This window comes from Mucilaginibacter sp. 5C4, from assembly GCF_034345625.1.
Classification (GTDB): Bacteria; Bacteroidota; Bacteroidia; order Sphingobacteriales; family Sphingobacteriaceae; genus Mucilaginibacter; species Mucilaginibacter aurantiaciroseus.
On the sequence record NZ_CP133775.1, the window covers coordinates 110,190 to 130,584 of the forward strand.

General features: G+C 44.2%; 19 protein-coding genes. 18 read left to right on the forward strand and 1 reads right to left on the reverse strand.

What is annotated here, in order from left to right:
- The first annotated feature begins 130 nt into the window (after positions 1-130).
- The 9 genes from RHM67_RS00495 to pgl all read left to right on the forward strand — a co-directional run bounded on the left by RHM67_RS00495 (position 131) and on the right by pgl (position 11,430).
- Positions 131-1,663, forward strand: coding sequence for a carboxylesterase/lipase family protein (locus RHM67_RS00495; protein WP_322229530.1), 1,533 nt, complete (start codon positions 131-133; stop codon positions 1,661-1,663).
- Between the two features lie 447 nt (positions 1,664-2,110).
- Positions 2,111-2,866, forward strand: a complete 756-nt coding sequence (locus RHM67_RS00500) for an ROK family protein (protein WP_322229532.1) — start codon at positions 2,111-2,113, stop codon at positions 2,864-2,866.
- A 15-nt stretch (positions 2,867-2,881) separates the two neighbouring features.
- On the forward strand, positions 2,882-4,888 hold the full coding sequence (gene tkt, locus RHM67_RS00505; RefSeq protein ID WP_322229536.1) for a transketolase: 2,007 nt from the start codon (positions 2,882-2,884) through the stop codon (positions 4,886-4,888).
- 72 nt (positions 4,889-4,960) lie between these two features.
- Entirely contained in the window at positions 4,961-5,659 is a 699-nt protein-coding gene (gene rpiA, locus RHM67_RS00510; RefSeq protein ID WP_322229537.1) for a ribose 5-phosphate isomerase A, read from the forward strand.
- A 206-nt stretch (positions 5,660-5,865) separates the two neighbouring features.
- A complete protein-coding gene (gene tal / locus RHM67_RS00515; RefSeq protein WP_322229538.1) occupies positions 5,866-6,960 on the forward strand; it encodes a transaldolase in 1,095 nt (364 codons plus the stop codon).
- Positions 6,961-6,965: 5 nt separating this feature from the next.
- Positions 6,966-7,589: an HAD-IA family hydrolase gene (locus tag RHM67_RS00520; protein ID WP_322229541.1), complete on the forward strand. Its 624-nt coding sequence runs from the start codon at positions 6,966-6,968 to the stop codon at positions 7,587-7,589.
- Position 7,590: 1 nt separating this feature from the next.
- Positions 7,591-9,021: an NADP-dependent phosphogluconate dehydrogenase gene (gene gndA, locus RHM67_RS00525; RefSeq protein ID WP_322229542.1), complete on the forward strand. Its 1,431-nt coding sequence runs from the start codon at positions 7,591-7,593 to the stop codon at positions 9,019-9,021.
- 105 nt (positions 9,022-9,126) lie between these two features.
- Positions 9,127-10,644, forward strand: coding sequence for a glucose-6-phosphate dehydrogenase (gene zwf, locus RHM67_RS00530; protein WP_322229545.1), 1,518 nt, complete (start codon positions 9,127-9,129; stop codon positions 10,642-10,644).
- Between the two features lie 66 nt (positions 10,645-10,710).
- Positions 10,711-11,430: a 6-phosphogluconolactonase gene (gene pgl, locus RHM67_RS00535; protein ID WP_322229547.1), complete on the forward strand. Its 720-nt coding sequence runs from the start codon at positions 10,711-10,713 to the stop codon at positions 11,428-11,430.
- Positions 11,431-11,872: 442 nt separating this feature from the next.
- Here the strand turns inward: pgl and RHM67_RS00540 are convergent, their stop codons facing one another.
- Complete coding sequence (locus RHM67_RS00540; RefSeq protein WP_322229549.1) at positions 11,873-12,631, reverse strand: hypothetical protein; 759 nt, start codon at positions 12,629-12,631, stop codon at positions 11,873-11,875.
- A gap of 388 nt (positions 12,632-13,019) precedes the next feature.
- Here RHM67_RS00540 and RHM67_RS00545 point away from each other — a divergent pair, with 388 nt between their 5' ends.
- The 9 genes from RHM67_RS00545 to RHM67_RS00585 all read left to right on the forward strand — a co-directional run bounded on the left by RHM67_RS00545 (position 13,020) and on the right by RHM67_RS00585 (position 20,390).
- A complete protein-coding gene (locus RHM67_RS00545; RefSeq protein ID WP_322229550.1) occupies positions 13,020-14,087 on the forward strand; it encodes a hypothetical protein in 1,068 nt (355 codons plus the stop codon).
- Between the two features lie 248 nt (positions 14,088-14,335).
- Entirely contained in the window at positions 14,336-14,569 is a 234-nt protein-coding gene (locus tag RHM67_RS00550; protein ID WP_322229552.1) for a hypothetical protein, read from the forward strand.
- A 364-nt stretch (positions 14,570-14,933) separates the two neighbouring features.
- Complete coding sequence (locus tag RHM67_RS00555; protein ID WP_322229554.1) at positions 14,934-15,464, forward strand: YfiT family bacillithiol transferase; 531 nt, start codon at positions 14,934-14,936, stop codon at positions 15,462-15,464.
- 144 nt (positions 15,465-15,608) lie between these two features.
- On the forward strand, positions 15,609-15,944 hold the full coding sequence (locus RHM67_RS00560) for a tRNA-binding protein (protein ID WP_322229557.1): 336 nt from the start codon (positions 15,609-15,611) through the stop codon (positions 15,942-15,944).
- Positions 15,941-16,315 carry an SdpI family protein gene (locus tag RHM67_RS00565; RefSeq protein ID WP_322229560.1) on the forward strand — a complete coding sequence of 125 codons (375 nt, stop codon included), beginning with the start codon at positions 15,941-15,943 and terminating at the stop codon, positions 16,313-16,315. The genes RHM67_RS00560 and RHM67_RS00565 overlap by 4 nt, the downstream gene beginning before the upstream one ends.
- Positions 16,315-16,788 (forward strand): nucleoside deaminase, encoded by a 474-nt coding sequence (locus tag RHM67_RS00570; RefSeq protein ID WP_322229562.1) that lies wholly within the window; start codon positions 16,315-16,317, stop codon positions 16,786-16,788. Before RHM67_RS00565 ends, RHM67_RS00570 begins: the two co-directional genes overlap by 1 nt.
- Positions 16,789-16,945: 157 nt before the next feature.
- Positions 16,946-17,557: a superoxide dismutase gene (locus RHM67_RS00575; protein WP_322229563.1), complete on the forward strand. Its 612-nt coding sequence runs from the start codon at positions 16,946-16,948 to the stop codon at positions 17,555-17,557.
- Between the two features lie 220 nt (positions 17,558-17,777).
- Positions 17,778-18,776, forward strand: coding sequence for a quinone oxidoreductase family protein (locus RHM67_RS00580; RefSeq protein ID WP_322229566.1), 999 nt, complete (start codon positions 17,778-17,780; stop codon positions 18,774-18,776).
- A 159-nt stretch (positions 18,777-18,935) separates the two neighbouring features.
- A complete protein-coding gene (locus RHM67_RS00585; RefSeq protein WP_322229567.1) occupies positions 18,936-20,390 on the forward strand; it encodes an amino acid permease in 1,455 nt (484 codons plus the stop codon).
- Positions 20,391-20,395: the final 5 nt, after the last annotated feature.

A 20,395-nucleotide genomic window follows, 5' to 3' on the forward strand; every position in this document is an offset into this window, starting at 1 on the left:
TTTGCAATAGTTTATATTTAACCACAAAGTACACAGAGATTTCACAAAGGGCACAAAGTGGTTCAATATCTCTTTGTGAGCTTTGTGGTTTTCTTTTTTGAGCTTTGTGGTGACTTTTTAACCTTAGATCATGAAACGCATCCTCACTTTATCCTTGGTGTTAATCACCTATTGTGCTTTCTCGCAAGAGGCCTTCAAAGTTATACAAACCACTGCCGGTAAAATATCCGGCACGGTTAGCGAGGATAAAAGCGTTCACATCTTTAAAGGCATCCCTTTTGCCACGCCGCCGGTTGGCGATTTGCGTTGGAAAGCCCCACAGCCTGCAAAACCATGGGCCGGCGTAAAAGAATGTACCCAATTTGCCAAAAGCCCCATGCAGGCAAAGCCCAACGAGTTTGGCGTGTACACCCGCGAGTTTTTGATAAAAGATGAACCGTTGAGCGAAGATTGCCTGTACCTTAACATTTGGACGGCTGCAAAATCACCTGCCGAAAAACGCCCGGTAATGGTGTGGATATATGGTGGTGGCTTTGTAAGCGGCGGTACCAACGTGCCTATTTACGATGGCGAAGCGCTTGCTAAAAAAGGAATTATATTGGTGAGCATCCCCTACCGTGTGGGCATATTGGGTTTCTTTTCCCATCCTGAACTAACGAAAGAATCGCCTAACCATGCATCGGGCAACTACGGGTTAATGGACCAACTTGCAGCATTGAATTGGGTGAAGCAAAACATAGCAGCCTTTGGCGGCGACCCAAACAATGTAACCATTGCGGGGCAGTCGGCGGGTTCTATGGCGGTGAATAGTCTTGTGGCATCACCATTAGCAAAAGGCCTTTTTAATAGGGCAATTGCCGAAAGCGGTGCAAATTTTATTACGGGCCCGTTTGGTGGTTCAACCTTACAACAGGCGGAAGAAGCAGGCATAAAAACTGCTGAGGCCCTTGGCGCGAGATCATTAGCCGATCTGCGTAAATTGCCCGCTGAAGAATTATTAAAACAGTTTGGCGGCCGCCCAATTGTTGACGGGTATATTTTGCCGCAAAGCATAGCCGCCACATTTGCAGCAAATAAAGAGAACAGCGTACCCTTACTTACCGGCTGGAACGCTGATGATGCCTTTGTCGGGAAGTTAAAAAATGCGGCTGATTACCGCACCGATGCACAGAAAAAGTATGGCGACAAAGCGGCTGAGTTTTTAAAACTATACCCGGGTGATACCGATGAACAAGCGGCCAAATCGCAAATAGCCATCAATCGCGACCAAACCTTCGGTACGCAAAATTATACCTGGGCAAATGTTCAAAGCGCAAAAGGTAAGGCTAAAGTTTACCTGTACCGCTTTAGCCGCCGCCTGCCGGCAACCGAAGCGTTTAAGAAGTACGGCGCCTTCCACACCGGTGAGGTGGCGTACGTGTTTAACAACTTGAAGTTCCTGAACCGGCCACTCGAACAGGTAGATTATGATCTGGCCAATACTATATCGCAGTACTGGGTAAACTTTGTTAAAACCGGCAACCCCAAAGGTTACCAACTCCCGGCATGGCCTTCGTATAACACTACCACGGCAAAAATCATGTACCTGGGCGAAACGCCTGCTGCCAAATCATTAGTAGATAAAGCGGCATTGGAGTTTATGGTGAAGCATATAACGAAGTAGTATTCGGATCACACTGAGCTTGTTGAAGGGCGTTCGCGGGGCGATAATAGTACGATTTGGGTATAAGAATTTATTGACACGAGGTGGTGGCACTATTTTGTCAGTAGCGTAATTTTTAAACGACTGATTATATGATATTTAGAAAAATTGATGTGTGTTCACAAACGTGAACGTGAACATTTTTGGTTATTTTTTCACCCGCGGATTGTCTTTACTTTCTATCGCTTAAATGTCATAAAACCCCGTCTGTAAAAACCCTGTAACCTTAAATGAGTTCATAATACAACGTGTTTACATAAAAAGTAACACAGGCATAACACATATATTATTCGTATAATGTTTATTTGGCGTTTAATATTATAGTTGAATAGTATCTATTTATTATTTAAAATGTGATATTTACAGCGCGATACCTGAATACATGTTCAACACATTATCACTGGTTCTATGAAAACTACTCCTTCTACGTTAAAGATCCTTTCCATTGACATCGGTGGCTCAAGCATAAAAGCTACTATTCTGAACAGTAAAGGCGACCTCACCATGGACTATAAAAAAGTAGCCACGCCAAAGCCGGCTAATCCGGATAGCGTGATCACAGCTATTAACGGCCTTATAAAAGACTACCCTGCCTATGATAAGGTATCGGTAGGCTTCCCCGGTTATGTACGTAACGGTATTGTAAAAACCGCCCCAAACCTTGGCAACGATTTTTGGAAAGATGTAGATTTTCGCAAAAAACTGGAAAGCGCTTTAGGCAAAGACGCAAAGGTTGTGAATGATGCCGACATGCAGGGCCTTGGCGTTGTTAGCGGCAAAGGCCTGGAAATGGTGATAACCCTTGGCACAGGCTTCGGCACCGCCCTGTTAATGGATGGCCACTTATTGCCGCATTTAGAGGTATCCCACCACCCGGTATCAAAAGGCCGCGATTACGATCAGTATATTGGTGATAAGGCGCTTGAAGAAGTAGGCGAAAAAAAATGGAACCGCCGCATGGAAAAAGTTTTTGAAATATTAAAAACTGTATTCAATTACGACTATTTATATATAGGCGGCGGCAACTCAGACCTGCTTGATTTTAAGCTGGACAAAAACATGAAAATAGTAACCAATGCCGATGGCATTAAAGGCGGGGCGAAATTGTGGCAGGAAGATAAACATCCGGTTACACACACAGCAATGGCAACCCCAACAAAATAATAATTACGCACAACAATGGAAAAAGAAAACAAAGAACTTGAAAAATTAGCGATAGATACCGTAAGGATCCTTTCGGCAGATGCAGTACAGAAAGCAAACTCGGGCCACCCGGGCACAGCAATGGCTTTGGCACCAATGGGCCACGTACTTTGGACCAAGTTTTTAAATTATAACCCAAAAAATCCTGATTTTGCAAACCGCGACAGGTTCATCCTTTCGGCAGGCCACGCTTGTATCTTACAATACAGCTTTTTATACTTAACAGGGTACGATCTTTCATTAGATGATATCAAGGCATTCCGCCAGTTAAACAGCAAAACAGCAGGCCACCCCGAGTACGGATTGGCACCAGGTGTTGATGTTACTACCGGCCCGCTTGGCCAGGGTTTTGCAAATGGTGTTGGTTTCGCCATCGCCCAAAAACACCTGGCGGCGCGTTACAACAAACCAGGTTTCGACCTTTTCAATTACAACATCTACACTATCTGTAGCGATGGTGACATGATGGAAGGTGTAACTTCTGAAGCAGCTTCATTAGCAGGCCACTTACAGTTAGGCAACCTGATCTACTTATACGATGATAACCACATCTCTATCGAAGGCAGTACCGATATCGCCTTTAACGAGGACGTAAGTGCCCGTTTCCGTGCCTACGGATGGCAGGTGCAGGAGGTAGCTGATGTTAACGATACCCATGCTTTAGAGCTGGCGTTGATCAACGCTAAAACCGAAACACAGAAACCATCGCTGATCCGCGTTCGTTCGCTTATCGCTTACGGTAGCCCAAACAAATCGGGTACTGCTGGTTCACACGGTTCGCCGCTTGGTGCCGATGAGATCAAATTGGTAAAAGAGTTCTTTGGTTTTGATCCTGAAAAATCATTCAACGTACCTGCCGAAGTATTAAAATACTACAACGAAAAAGGCGCGCGCGGTGAAAAAACCGAAGCTAAATGGAACGAGTTATTCGCAAAATATAAAGAAAAATTCCCTGAATTAGCTGCCGAATACGAAGCTGCATTTGCAGGCGAATTGCCAAAAGGCTGGGCAGACAAATTGCCGGTATTTAAAGCATCCGACCCTAAAATGGCAACCCGCCAGGCATCAGGTAAAGTATTAAATGCGGTTGCCGCAGGCCTGCCAAACCTTATTGGTGGTGCTGCAGATTTAGCGCCATCAACAGAAACTAATTTAAAAGAATACGATTCTTTCACGTCTGAGAACAGGGCAGGCCGCAACTTCCACTTCGGGATTCGCGAGCATGCAATGGGTTCGGCATTAAATGGTATGGCTTTAACAAAAGGCTTGTTACCTTTTGGCGCTACCTTCCTGCAATTTGCAGATTATATGCGCCCGCCGATCCGTTTGGCGGCCATTATGAAGATAAGCCCGATATTTGTTTACACCCATGATAGTATTGGCCTCGGCGAGGATGGTACAACCCATCAACCGGTAGAGCATTTATCAACATTACGTGCTATACCAAATGTTACGGTTATCCGCCCTGCGGATGCAAACGAAACCGCGTTCGCGTGGAAAGTAGCTATCGAGAAAAAAGGTGGCCCAACGGTATTGGTGTTCACCCGCCAGGGATTACCCATCCTTGACCAGGACAAATATGGTAAAGCTGCCGATCTGGAAAAAGGCGCATACATCTTATCAGAAGCCAGCAAAAATGTTGACCTGATATTGATGGCAACCGGTTCTGAAGTAGCCCTGATCATGGAAGCACAAGCCAAGCTTGAGGCAGAAGGTATTTCTACACGTGTGGTAAGTATGCCATCGTGGGAGTTGTTTGAGAAACAGGATGCTGCTTACAAAGAAAAGGTATTCCCTAAAGCAAGTCGCAAACGTTTGGCTGTAGAAATGGCATCACCAATGGGATGGCATAAATACACCACCGACGAAGGCGACATGCTGGGCATGACCACCTTTGGTGAATCGGCCCCGGCAGAAGACCTTTACAAACACTTCGGCTTTACAGTTGAAAATGTAGTTAACAAGGCGAAAGCGCTTTTGTAAGACATTAGTATCAAGTAGCAAGTACATAGATTTTTCTTTGTCTTGCTACTTGATACTTGATACTAATCACAAATGGATAGTTTAATCAGTACGCTGGAGTGGTCATCACAGATCATCAACCCGGCCGGCAAACAAAAAGTAGCGCAGCAAATTGCCCAAAAGGTAAAGGATGGCGATGTACTTGGCGTGGGTTCGGGCTCCACGGTGTATATGGCGCTACTGGCAATATCTGAAAGGATAAAAGCCGAAGGGTTAAAGATCCTGGCTATACCGACATCGTTAGAGATAACAATGTTTTGCAGTAAGTTGGGGATACCGCTTACTACGCTATTTGAACACACACCCGATTGGCTGTTTGACGGTGCCGATGAGGTTGACCCTAACAACTGGCTGATAAAAGGCCGCGGCGGGGCGATGTTTAAAGAAAAGTTATTGATCAGGAGCAGTCCGCTGAATTATATAATTGTCGACGACAGCAAACTGGTATCAAAATTGGGCACTAATTTCCCGGTGCCGGTGGAGGTTTATCCGCAGGCATTATTGCATGTAGAAGCCGAACTGAAAAAGTTGGGTGCCAACAGTATTGCTTTAAGGCCGGCAAAAGGCAAGGACGGCCCAATAGTAACCGAGAATAACAATTTGATATTGGATTGTTATTTTGATGAAGTAAAAGACAGCCTGGAGCACGATATAAAAAATATAACAGGCGTAATAGAGAGCGGCCTTTTTATAGGCTATAACTTGCAGATATTAACAGCGGAAAATGACTAATAATTTTTGACGTAAGCTTAACATAATAAGGAGATTAAGATTACACTATCCGGAGCATTAAAGCTGAGATTTGTGCAACAAAAACTAACACCCTGATCTCTCTGGAAGAGAGGGTTTTAAAAGTCTCCCCTTCCGGGGGAGATTTAAAGGGAGCTAAAACGAATTAAATATTAATACAATTAAAAACCACAATACATACATTTATCATGGCAAACAACGTAAAACAAATACATGATTTCGGCCAAAGCATCTGGCTTGATTTTATTGACCGCGAAATCATCGCATCAGGTAAATTACAAAAACTGATCGACGAGGATGGTGTAAGAGGCGTAACCTCAAACCCCGCGATATTTGAAAAAGCCATAACCAGCAGCTCTGATTATGACGCAGATATAAAAACACTTGGCGCAACCGCCAAAACTACCGAAGAGCTTTTCTTTGGCTTAGCGATCAAAGACATCCAAGCTGCTGCCGATCTGTTTAGTGGTGTATATAACGAAGGTATTAAAGGATCGGACGGTTACGTTAGCCTTGAAGTTTCTCCGTTTTTAGCTTTAGATGCCGAAGGCACTGCCAAACAAGCAGAGTTACTTTGGAAACAAGTCGACCGTAAAAATGTAATGATCAAAATTCCTGGTACTAAACCAGGTTTAAAAGCCATTCGCGAGTCTATTGCAAAAGGCATCAATATCAACGTTACTTTACTGTTCGGTTTAGAGCGTTACGAAGCCGTTACCGAAGCCTACATTTCAGGTTTAGAAGACCACTTAGCTGCAGGCCATAATATCGAACACATATCATCAGTAGCCAGCTTTTTCTTAAGTCGTATTGATGTGGTTATTGACCCGTTATTGCAGGAAAAAGGCGAGAACGGATTAGTTGGTGAAGTTGCCATCGCGTCAGCCAAAAAAGCTTACGAAATTTACAAAAGAGTATTCAGCACCGATCGTTGGAAAGCATTAGAAGCAAAGGGTGGTAAACCGCAACGTTTGCTTTGGGCAAGCACAGGCAGTAAAAATCCTGCATTTAAAGATACCAAATACGTTGAGGCCCTTATTGGCCCGGATACTGTTGATACCGTTCCATTGGAAACCATTGAGGCGTTCCGCGACCATGGTATCGCAGCTGATACGTTGATATTAGGCTTAGACCAGGCTACCGAAACTTTAGCCAGGTTAAAATCTTTAGGTATCGATTTGGATAAGATCACACAAGATCTTGAAGATGAAGGTATCGATAAATTTAACAAGCCTTTCGAAAAATTGCTTAAAGCTATCGAAGACCAAAAAGCTAAAGCATAACCCCTGTGGAAGCTACATCGGTAAAAGTCCTATTTTTTGATATCGGCGGTGTGTTGCTCACCAATGGCTGGGGCCATGAATCCCGGCAAGAGGCTGCCCGGCTGTTTGGGCTGGATTATAAAGAGCTAAGCGAGTTGCATACGTTTATATTTAATGTATACGAAGCCTCTGGTGTTGACCTTGACGAGTACCTGGACACCGTTATCTTTAATCATCCGCGCGATTTTACACGCGAGGACTTCAAAAACTTTATGTTCAAGCAGTCGAAAGAATTGCCTGATATGTTGAAGTGGTTAAAGGAATGGAAAAAAGATTGTGGTTTCCGCATCATAGCCATCAATAACGAGGGCAAGGAACTGAATGACTACCGTGTGAAGAAGTTTAAGCTGCATGAGGTTTTTGACGCTTTTGTGTCATCCTGTGAAGTAAAGATCCGGAAGCCGGACCCCGCCATATTTAAGCTTGCTATGGGCGTAGCCCTTGCTACCCCGCAGGAATGCGTGTATTTTGACGACCGGAAGATGTTTGCAATGGCCGCCGATAAATTAGGTATGGAGGCCCACCAGCATACCTCGTTTGAAGAAACAAAGGAAATATTAGAAAATTTAAAGAAAGAAAACCTTAAATAACATGAGCGCAACAACAGATAAATATGCTTTTGGCATGATAGGCTTAGGCGTGATGGGCCGCAGCTTATTACTCAACATGGCCGACCATGGTTTTGCAGTAGCAGGGCACGATAAAGATGCCGGCAAGGTAGATTCGCTGAATAAAGAAGGCGGCGACCTGAAGGTGAAAGGTTTTTTAGACGTTAAAGAATTTATACAAAGCCTTACCACACCACGCGCTATTATGATGCTGGTACCAGCCGGCAAACCGGTTGATAGTGTAATTGCAGAACTTTCTCCCCTTTTGGATAAGGGCGATATTTTAATAGATGGCGGTAACTCGCACTTTACAGATACCAACCGCCGTGTTGAAGAATTAGAGGCTAATGGCCTACACTTTTTCGGAATGGGCGTTTCTGGAGGTGAAGAAGGCGCGCGCCGCGGCCCAAGCATGATGCCGGGTGGCGATAAAGATGCCTACACGGTTATGAAGCCGATCTTTGAAGCTATTGCTGCTAAGGTTGATGGCGTGCCTTGTGTAACATATATAGGCCCCGGTGCATCTGGCCACTTTGTGAAGATGGTGCATAATGGTATCGAGTACGGTATTATGCAATTGCTTGCCGAGACCTACGAGATCATGAAAAAGGGCTTGAAGCTGGACGGTGATGCCATTGGTAAAATTTTTACCGACTGGAACAACGGCCGCCTACAATCGTTCCTTTTAGACATTACAAAGGATATTTTCGCCTTTAAAGCACCCGGAACCGACCATTTGCTTTTAGACGATATTAAAGACGAAGCCCGCGCGAAAGGTACCGGTAAATGGACCTCGCAAAGCGCGATGGACCTGCAGGCACCTATCCCAACAGTAGACACTGCCGTTGCCATGCGCGACCTATCTAAATACAAAGCCCTGCGTACGAAAGCTGCGGGCATCTACAGTAAAGATGAGAACCAAACTATCGAAGGCAGCGTTGATGAACTATTAACCGCTTTAGAACAGGCTTTCTACTTTACCATGATCATTAGCTACTCACAAGGTATGCAAATGTTATCACTTGCTTCTGCCGAGTACAAATACGATCTGAAGTTTGACGAGATAGCTAAGATCTGGAGAGGTGGATGTATCATCCGTTCTAAATTCCTGGAGAATATTTACGGCGCTTACGGTAAAGATAAAAACCTTGAGCACTTGTTATTGGACAGCGATGTAGCCGAAATAGTTAAAGGTACGCTTCCGGGCATCCGCAAGGTGGTATCATCTGCAGTTAATGCCGGTATTGCTATCCCTGCTTATGCGGCATCGTTAGAGTATTTTGATAACTTCCGTAACGAGCGCATGCCATCAAACTTAACCCAGGCACAACGCGACTACTTTGGCGCGCATACTTACGAACTGATAGGTAAAGAAGGCACGTTCCACACACAGTGGGCACCGGCCGGCGAATAATAGAGAGATACAAGACAACAAGATGCAAGAACCAGGACATTTAAAGAAGCTAATCTTGCTTCATGGCTCCTGAGTTCTTGCTTCAAAATATAAAACATTACTATCATGAGTAATAATAGCACAAAACCAGAACCAACCATATTCATCATATTTGGTGGTACGGGCGATCTAAATTCCCGCAAAATTGCGCCCGCCTTATACAATTTGTTTTTAGATGGATGGTTGCCAAAGCAATTCTCTATCATTGGCACGGGCCGTACAAAACTTACCGACGAGCAATTCAGGAGTAACCTACATAACGATATCAACCAGTTCTCGCGCAACGGTAAAGCCGACGCTAAGAAATGGGCCGAGTTTGAGAAAGGCATCTACTACCAGGTTTCTGACGCTACCGATGCTGAAACATACAAAGAGTTTGGCAAGCGGATAGATGCGCACAACGCCGAATGGAAAACCACCGCTAACGTGCTATTCTACCTTGCCGTAGCACCAAACTTCTTCCCGATAATCGCCTCAAACATATCTAAAGCCAAACTGGCCGAGGATAAACAAAAAGTAAGGATCATTATCGAGAAACCATTTGGTCACGATCTGGAAACTGCCAAAGAACTGAACGAATTGCTGAAAAGCATCTTTGATGAGTGCCAGATCTACCGTATCGACCATTACCTTGGTAAAGAGACCGTACAGAACATTATGGCCTTCCGCTTTGCCAACTCTATTATGGAGCCGCTATGGAACCGTAATTATATCGAACATGTGCAGATCTCGGTTACCGAGCAATTGGGTGTGGAAGAACGCGGCGACTACTACGACGGCTCTGGCGCAATGCGCGATATGATCCAGAACCACTTGCTGCAATTGCTTTGTACCATAGCCATGGAGCCACCGGTAAGCTTTAATGCTGATGAGGTGCGCGATCGTAAGGTTGACGTGCTGAAATCAATGCGCAAGTTTACTGCGGAGGATGTGCGCAACTCGGCCGTTAGGGGCCAGTACGGCAGCGGATGGATGAAAGGCCAGGAAGTGCCCGGCTACCGCGAAGAACCAAAGGTTGACCCACAATCTAACACCGAAACTTTTGCCGCCATCAAATTCTTTGTGGATAACTGGCGCTGGCAGGGTGTGCCGTTTTACCTGCGTACAGGTAAGCGCATGCACCAATCGTCATCGGTTATTACCATCCAGTTTAAGGATGTGCCGCACTTGGTATTCCCAGCCGAAGCTACCGAAAGCTGGCAGCAAAACAGGCTGATCATTAGCATCCAGCCCGAAATGAGCATTCGTTTACAGGTACAGGCCAAACGCCCGGGTATTGATATGGTGCTGAACGCCGTTGATATGGTGTTCGACTATAAAGGCACTTATACCAACCAGGCACCTGAAGCTTACGAAACCCTGATCCTTGACACCATGCTGGGAGACCAAACCCTGTTTATGCGTGGCGATCAGGTAGAAGCTGCGTGGGAACTGGTGATGCCAATATTAAACACCTGGCAAAACAAAAAGAGCCTGAACTTCCCTAACTATAGCGCCGACTCTTGGGGGCCTGAAGCTGCCGAGGCATTGATAGCCCGCGACGGTTACAACTGGTTCACCCTGCCGGTAAGTGGCAAAAAATAATATTGATTTGAAAATAAGATTGGCTCATTTTCAAATCTTCAAATAACCAAATCTTCAAATTGAAGTATGAAACTGAACATATTTGATACGGATACCGAAGTACTGGCCTCATTAGCCAAGTACTTTGCCGATTGCGCTAAAGAAGCCATTGAAGCCCGCGACCGCTTTACCGTGGCACTTAGCGGCGGCAGTTCGCCCAAAAAATTGCACGAGCTATTGGTAAGCGAATACCGCAAAACCATTGAATGGGATAAAGTATTTTTCTTTTTTGGTGACGAGCGCGATGTGCCCCTTACCGACTCGCAAAGCAATTACCTGATGGCCAAGCAAACCTTGTTTGAACCGCTGGGGATAGATCCATCGCATGTTTACGCGGTGCAAACCGCCTTGGGTGCCGAAGAAGCCGCTAAAGATTACACCCGCCACCTGATAGGTTTTTTCGATGGCGAGAACGCGAGTTTCGACCTGATCATATTAGGCCTTGGCGATAACTCGCACACGGCTTCCCTGTTCCCGCATACCTCGGTATTGACGGACGAAAGCGCATCAGTGCAGGCTTTGTATATAGACGAGGTAAAAATGAACCGCATTACCTTTACCGCACCGCTCATTAACAACGCACATCATATCGCGTTCCTGGTGTATGGCGCCGGCAAGGCAGAAGCTGTAAAACACATCCTCGAAGACCCGAAAAACATCCGGGAGTACCCTGCCCAACTCATCACAGGCACCGATCTCCAATGGTTTCTTGATGAACCGGCAGCAAGTAAACTGCAAAATAAATAACCAGAAAGCCTCCGCAATGCGGAGGCTTTCTGGTTAAAAAAAAGAAGTGTTACTACCCCAAATGTTCACGTTCACGCTGGTGAACACACGGCGGATATCTTCAACGCCTTAATAACTAACGTATTAAGAATTTAAGTACTGACAAAACTGCGCCACCATGCGTTATGTAAAAATTACAGTTGTTTTTACGCCCTTGAATGACTTTTAAACGACCTGCTTTCGCAGGGGAATAACTATTTGGTAAGCAAAATAGGGCAGCATAGAGGCCCACTACTTACGCGCTCTGAAATTATGTTTCCGGTTTGGGTTGGGTTGGAGATGTATTGCGTAACGCCACAAGCGGGACGCTTGCGGTAGCGGGGCAACTGTCACATACTTAGCTTAAAAAGCATAGCAGATGTTTTAGGTATGGATGTAAAAGATTATTTATAATTATAATTGATTATTTTAAATTTACTGACTTTTGAGAATAAATTTCTATTGCTATAAAATCTTTGCCATTTTCAGAACCCTTAGATACCGTTAGATTAGATAGTCGTATACCAGTAAATATTGCATATCTACCTTCAAAGTTTTTATATCCGTTGCTGAACATTTGATTATAAATTTGATCTGCAAATTTTAATGCCTCGGTATCTTGAACGGCTACCAAATATCTAATTGTGGTGTTTTTATCGAATAATGGATTTTCAACCAATACTTTAGATAGTCCTTTACTTAGTTCTAAAAAATTATCTTGGGAAAAAACCCTTGGAGGGGTTTCATAATTATTGTTAGTTACTGTTGGGTTTGTGCCAACGGCCGAACCGTTAATTTGCGCTCCTCTTAAATCAAATTGACTTTTAGGTATATCTGTTTTTTTCTGTTTATTGTCTACTAAAGTGGTAGCGGTTGATTTTGATTGGTTCCGCTTAAAACGTATCACTTCTTTTTTTGGAGAATCAACTTTTGTTTGTTGATTTTTTGACGTGACAGGGTTATCAACCTTTATATACACAACCTTAGGTTTAATATCTCCAAAATGAAACTTATTCCATGGCACATAGCATAACCCTACTATTAATACGGAAACTATCAATATTTTAAATTCTATGCTTTTACGAATATCCCGCAATTTCTGCCCTACTACCATATCATATAGGATTTTAAAAAACCCATAAGTACCGGCGATATAGCCGATGATAAGTACAACTTCGAGCATGATTTTTGATTTAGACCACTAATATAACAATCTAAACCACTCGGTGTGATTTTAGCTTTCATGGTCTAACACGTATATAGTCTCCTCTTGATCCAAAAGAAGCAAAAGATCAAGTCATAGCGATGCTTCCACCCGCCCTGCCGGTTCTTAACGCTTTTCTGGATGTCTTCGCTGCGCTCGCATCACGCGAAAAGCTAAACCGGCATTCCCGCCACCGCCGGCCCGCCTGCTCTGACGTTAGAGCCAACGCTTATTAATATTGGTAGCAACACCTTGCCACGAATAAATGCTCCTATTAATTAGTAGTTAATTAAAAACAGGTAGAAATACGTATTGGGCATTCCGGTCATTAATGCTAATTTTCCCTTTAATAAATTCGGATATAAGAATGGTAAGACGTCACACTTATGAAATAGTTCTAAAGTTCAAGAAAGAAGGAACCCCAACAACCTTTTTTATCGGAAATGTTTCGTACACAGGCTCTAGTATATATAAAGATCATGTAAAGATTGATAGCCACATGATTACTATAAGAGCTAATAGAAGTTCTAAAATCGATTTAAATAAAATATTTTATAATCATTCAAGTAGTATATATAAACAGATAATTAAAACCCTTATTTCCTACTACTCGCATTCAGGGAAGTTCACCGCACTATCTGTAATTGAAATTTCACGAAAGCGGGCTAACAAAACTTTAGATAAAAAAATACTTGGGGATAAAGAGTTCCAACAAATTTTAGATAAGTCATTTAAACTTAATTATACGATAGATGTAGTAAGCTTAAATGAAATGTTAGATAAATCAGAAAAAAGCCACGTGCTTTTACTGTCTATTTCATTTCTATTAAAGGCCAATTCTATTGACATACCAAGTTTGAGATTTGAGAGGTTGTGGAAAGCATTTAATGTTTTATACCGATTTATAGGTCAAAAATCAACAGAATCCGATTGTTTAAGAGAATTAAGAGTTTTTATTCTGCAGAATCATATTCGTTTTCCGCTATCATCTGGGTTTGTATCACCAATAACAAAGTTGAATCTGAGAAGTTCTATACGATGGCGCGACATGATATTAAATGATTTTGACACAGAAGCAAAAACTAGACATCTAAATGATTTTATTCTTAGGTATACAGATGTTCGAATAATGCAAATTGTAAAAGAAACTAATTTTCTATATAGAGAAGACTTTTTAAAAAGAGGCAACTTTTTTAATTCTGTTGAAGCGCATGTAGATGGGCATATCAGTTCTAACACTAAAAATGACGTTGAATTGGTAAGTGTTCTTGCGTTAAAATACATGTATTATTTAAGAAACAAAACATTTCATGGTGAACGCATTGATTCGGAATTCAGACTATTAGTCAACAAAGAAATTAAAGAGTTTGAATTCCTAAATAAGGTTTTAGAAATTTTAGTTATTGATCTAATAAATTGTAGCGATTTATATTAACGATTCTATATTTCTCTTGATATTCCCACCCAAACCCGATAGCAGCGGATACTGGCCCCGAGCCTAATGCTTGAGGGCGTATAAGTGCATAGTGGGGCTATCGGTTCCAAAGCACCACCACCATTGCTTTACAAAAACCGCAATTCATCAGCCTGCCGGTAAATTTCAAAGCATCGCAGGTAAAATAAACTAAATCGTTAATTTAGGCCGATAAGTTATGCAACCATAAAATTCACAACATTGTGCACATGTCAAAAACACTCCGGGTAATTATTTATGTAGCCATATACGCTTTCGTTTCTGCAGGCTTCTTGGTGATGAAAATATATTTCAAGCTTGAGGACGGCCATTCGTACAATATAAGCGAATTCAAAGCTGATATTCCCGGGGCGCTAACTATGGGTCTTACACCAGTGTTAATTCCAATAGTATTTTATTACTTAATGTTAAGAAGGAAGAAAACTACGGGAGAATCCGCATAGTAATTTTTTACAAAGAGAAAGCCGCCTTATAATAATGAGGCGGCTTTTTACATGTAAAGTTGGCAAGAGATCATACAATAAGGGGTAAGTTTTAAACCCTGCTTAATAGCAAGAAGCCTTTACTGTAGGCAAGAATGAAATTCGATAGCGAAAGAGTGCCCTTTGTGCTTTAACAGATAAAAAAATCTAAATCTTACGTTAGCATAAACAAGCCTAATGCGTCTGCCAACTTACTTTATGTTTAAAGGTCCTGCCCTTTATAGCCAACATTAAATTTTTAAGCAGGCAAACCTAAATAACCGCAAAATGTTAATTTAGGCAATTACTTGTTTAACAATTACATTATACATATTTACCAAACCATATGCTTACAGACGAACAAATGCGCTACCCTATTGGCAAATTCGTGCCGCCGGTATCTTATACCGACCAGGACATGCGCCAATGGATTCACGATATTGCTACCCTGCCGGGCCGCATCCGCGAAGCCATCATTGGCCTCACCTACGAACAGCTGGACACCCAATACCGCACCGGCGGGTGGTCGCTGCGCCAGGTGGTGCACCACGTTGCCGACAGCCACATGAACGCCCTATTCCGTTTTAAACTGGCCCTTACCGAGGATAACCCTACCATAAAGCCCTACGACGAAGCCGGTTGGGCCATTCAGCCAGATTACCGCCTGCCGGTAGAGCCGTCCCTCAAAATAATCGACGGCATCCACCAGCACCTCGTAGCCCTGTTCGAAAGCTTCACCGAAGACCAGTGGAACCGCACGTTTACCCATCCCGAAAGCGGCAGCGTGATCCCATTGAAAAAGAACCTGGCTACCTATGCATGGCACGGCAACCATCATTTAGCGCATTTAACAGAAACGGTGAAGAGGTTGAAGTAAGCCTAACGTAAACTGGTATGCAAGGAGACGCGAAGTATCGCGTCTCTACGAGTGGCTGTAATGTAGAGACGCGATACTTCGCGTCTTTCACCGGTAATTTGTCTGAACCTGCATTTATAGAATTAACATCCTACCTTTGCCATTATGGAAACCATAACCTGGAGCGATTTTGAAAAGGTGGAACTGCGTGCCGGTACCATTTTGGAAGTGGCCGATTTCCCGGGGGCGCGTAAACCCGCTTACAAGCTGACGGTAGATTTTGGCCCGCTGGGGGTAAAACAAAGCAGCGCGCAGATCACTAAGCACTATACCAAAGAAGAATTACCGGGCAAACAGATCTTGGGAGTAATTAACTTCCCCAAGAAACAAATAGCTAATTTTATGTCGGAGTTTTTAGTGACCGGCCTTGCGGATGAGCATGGCGACATTGTACTTACCGCTATTGACAAACCGGTACCAAACGGCAGCAAACTGATATGATATTTGTAAACTGGGTAGTGGGCCCGCACCTTATCGGTTTGATATTTATCCTGGCCGGGCTAATACAAAAACGCTATCCGCCCAAAGAGATCAACCCTATGTATGGCTACCGCACTAAACGGTCGATGAAAGACCAGCAAAACCGGGACGAGGGGAATAAGTATTCTACCCAATTGATCACTAAATGCGGGATGGTTTTATTCATAGTCGGGATCTTCATCACCATAGGTATGGCACTTTTACATATCACGCCAGAATTAAGGACGCTGATCAAAGTGATCATCATGCTGGCAGGGGCGGTCGGCACGGTTGTAGTGCTTTTTACGGCTACAGAAAGACATTTAAAACGAACATTTCCTGATACCATATAATGCGATATTACAATTTTGGCGATGAGCAGCCAGCCATTTCTCCTGATGAGCTTTTTATGAACGAAGCCCTGAAGGAAGCCCGCCAGGCCCTGGCCGAGGACGAGATCCCTATTGGTGCCGTGGTGGTTTGCAAGGGGCAGATCATCGGCCGCGGCCATAACCTTACCGAGCGCCTTAATGATGTTACCGCCCATGCCGAAATGCAGGCCCTTACCGCGGCAGTAAACTCGATGGGTGGCAAATACCTGCCCGAGTGTACGCTGTATGTTACCATGGAGCCCTGCGTAATGTGCGCCGGTGCAAGCTACTGGTTCCAGGTGGGCCGGATTGTTTTTGGCGCTTATGATGTGCAGCGCGGGTTTGGCAGGCTTAACCAAAGCATCACCCACCCCAAAACGTTAATTACCGGCGGCATCCACGAAAATGAGTGCTCGCAGCTGATGAAGGACTTTTTTAAATCAAAGAGGAGATAGTTAATAGATCATAGTGAACTTGGGCCATTATCCATGAACTATCAACCATGAACCAATCGCCACTTAACAAAAACTTGACATTGATATAGAACAAAAACATACCTCAACGCTTATATTTGTTCTATCACGAAACGTTTAACCTTTAATTTTAAATATTATGGCATTTACACTACCGGCGTTATCTTACGCTACCGATGCTCTGGAACCACACATTGATAAACTTACTATGGAAATTCACCATGGTAAACATCACCAGGCTTATGTTACCAATTTAAACAAAGCTTTGGAAGGTAAACCAGAGGCTGATGGTAAAATTGAGGATATTATCAAAAACATATCAAAGTTCCCTGCTGCTGTGCGTAACAACGGTGGCGGCCACTTTAACCACACCATGTTCTGGACGTTGCTTTCACCAAGCGGTGGCGGCGAGCCTACAGGCGCGTTGGCCGATGCTATCAAAAGCACATTCGGTTCGGTTGCTGATTTCAAAACTAAAGTGAACGAAGCAGGTGCAACCCGTTTCGGTTCTGGCTGGGCATGGCTTATTGTTACTGCCGATAAAAAACTGGCCGTTACATCAACCCCAAACCAGGATAACCCTTTAATGGATATCGCCGAAGTAAAAGGCACCCCAATTTTAGGTATTGACGTATGGGAACATGCTTACTACTTAAAATACCAGAACCTGCGCCCGGCATACCTAACCGCTATCTGGAATGTAATTAACTGGAACCATGTTTCAGAATTGTATACTAAAGCTATCGCTTAATTAGCCTCATCCAAACCTTCTCCAGGGGAGAAGGCTTAAAAATACAAAGCGGCAGATTGGAAACAATTTTGCCGCTTTTTTATTTTTACAAATACGATATACACCACGTCATTGCGAGGAGCGTAGCGACGTGGCAATCTTCGATAGAAAAGTGTACTACATACCTATCGAAGATTGCCACGCTATCGCTCGCAATGACGTTAACTAACACGCATTGCCCATGAAAGCCATCGTCCTCGAATCCGCAGAAAACCCTTTGGTTATAAAAGAAGTTGCCAAACCCATACCCGCCCCGGGCGAAGTATTAGTGCAAATAAAGGCCGCAGCCCTAAACCGCCGCGACTACTGGATAACTATAGGTAAGTACGCCGGCATAAAATACCCAACTATTTTAGGTTCCGATGGTGCAGGTATTGTTTCCGAAGCAGGCGAAGGCGCAAGCGAATGGCTAAACAAAGAGGTCATCATTAACCCATCCCATAACTGGGGCGAGCACCCGGAATTTCAGGGCAAAGAGTTTAAAATATTAGGCCTGCCCGATGATGGTACTATGGCCGAATATGTACTGGTTAAAGCCGAATATCTTTACCCCAAACCTGCCCACTTAACGTTTGAACAAGCCGCCGCTTTGCCTTTGGCAGGGATAACCGCTTATAGGGCCTTGTTCACCAAGGCGCATATCAAAAAAGGCGACAAGGTTTTGGTGGTTGGTGTTGGCGCGGGTACAGGTTCATTTACCTTGCAATTTGCCGTAGCAGCAGGCGCGCAGGTTTTTGTAACATCCGGCACGGGTGAAAAAATTGAACAGGCTAAACAACTTGGCGCATCTGCAGGGGTAAATTACAAAGCGCAGGACTGGGCGCAGGAGCTTAAACACCTTAGCGGAGGCGGTTTTGATATTGTGGTGGATAGCGCCCTCGGCCCCGATTTTAATAAGATCCCCGATCTGTGTAACCCCGGTGGGCGCATAGTTTTCTTTGGCGGCACGGCGGGCAATATTCCCGAGCTGAATGCAAGACCTTTATTTTGGAAACAGCTGCAGCTATTAGGCACCACCATGGGCACGCAGGTCGATTTTAAAGCCATGCTTGCCTTTGTAAACGAGCATAAGATTGTCCCTGTTGTTGATGAGGTATTCCCGCTGGCGGATGCTAAAAAGGCTTTTGATAAGATGGGCGCTGCAAAGCAGTTTGGGAAGATCGTGATAAGCCTCACCTAAATCCTCTCCAAAGTAGAGGACTATAAAATCTTTTGCCCCCTTTCCAAAGGAGGGGGCTGGGAAGAGGCTATAGTCATATAATACTCAAATTTCACACTCACACCACTATTAATTTAACTTTAAATAATAATCTACTAATTTTGTGGACTTTATTTAAGCATGATCAGAAAATCCATAGAACTTCTACTGAAAGAATCTGAAGAGGTAGGAGAAAACTCACTCAAACGTTCGCTTGGCCCCGTTAACCTTATCCTCATCGGGATCGGTATCATCATTGGTGCGGGCTTGTTCTCTTTAACCGGCATCGCCGCGGGCCAGCATTCGGGCCCGGCGGTTACCATATCTTTTTTAATTGCCGCCTTAGGGTGTACGTTCGCCGCGTTGTGTTATGCTGAGTTTTCGGCCATGATACCGGTTGCAGGCAGTGCCTACACGTATTCATACGCCACCATGGGCGAGCTTTTCGCCTGGATCATCGGCTGGGACCTAATGCTGGAATATGCGGTTGGCGCGGCAACGGTTGCCATCAGTTGGTCGCAGTATTTGACTAAGTTCTTATCATGGTTCGATCTTTACCTGCCTCCGCAGCTTATCCTGTCGCCGTTCGAAACTTCTAAAGCGGCCAATGGCGATGTGGTGCGCGGCATTATTAACCTGCCTGCGGCTTTAATTGTGGTGCTGGTTACCAGCATTATCATCCGTGGCACAAAAGGCTCTGCGCTCATTAACGCTATTATCGTAAGTTTAAAGGTTGGCGTGGTATTGGTATTCATAGCTGTGGGATGGTCATTCATTAACCCGGCAAACTATCACCCTTATATACCGCAAAATACGGGCGTGTGGGGCGATTACGGCTGGTCGGGCATATTGAGAGGGGCCGGGCTGGTATTCTTCGTGTTCATCGGCTTTGATGCCGTATCTACCGCCGCGCAGGAAGCTAAGAACCCGCAGCGCAATATGCCAATAGGTATTATAGGTTCATTGGTAATATGTACCATCCTGTTTGTGATCTTCGCCCACGTGATGACAGGGATGGCCAACTATAAAGAGTTCATCGGCTCGGGTGCGCCCGTTGCCATCGCTATCGAAAAAACGCATTACCAATGGTTAAGCAAAGCTATTGTATTGGCGATTTTGATTGGCTATACCTCGGTGATATTGGTTGATCTGTTGGGCCAGTCGCGGGTGTTCTTCTCCATGTCGAAAGATGGTTTGCTGCCTAAAGTGTTTTCGGAGATTCATCATAAATTCCGCACACCGTGGAAATCAAATATGCTACTTTGCGGGTTCATATCCATATTCGCGGCATTTGTGCCTATCCGCGTGGTTGGCGAAATGACCAGTATTGGCACTTTACTTGCTTTTGTGATGGTATGCGCCGGAGTGCTTATATTGCGCAAGCAACAGCCTAATGTACACCGCCCGTTTAAAACACCGCTGGTGCCTTTGGTGCCGATACTGGGTATTTTAACCTGCTTCGCCATGATGACGTTTTTGCCGGGCGATACCTGGTTAAGGCTCATTATTTGGCTGGCGATAGGTTTGGTAATTTACTTTACCTATGGCAAAAAGAACAGTGTACTGCGCAAAGCGATGGCTGCAAAAAAAGAATGATAATA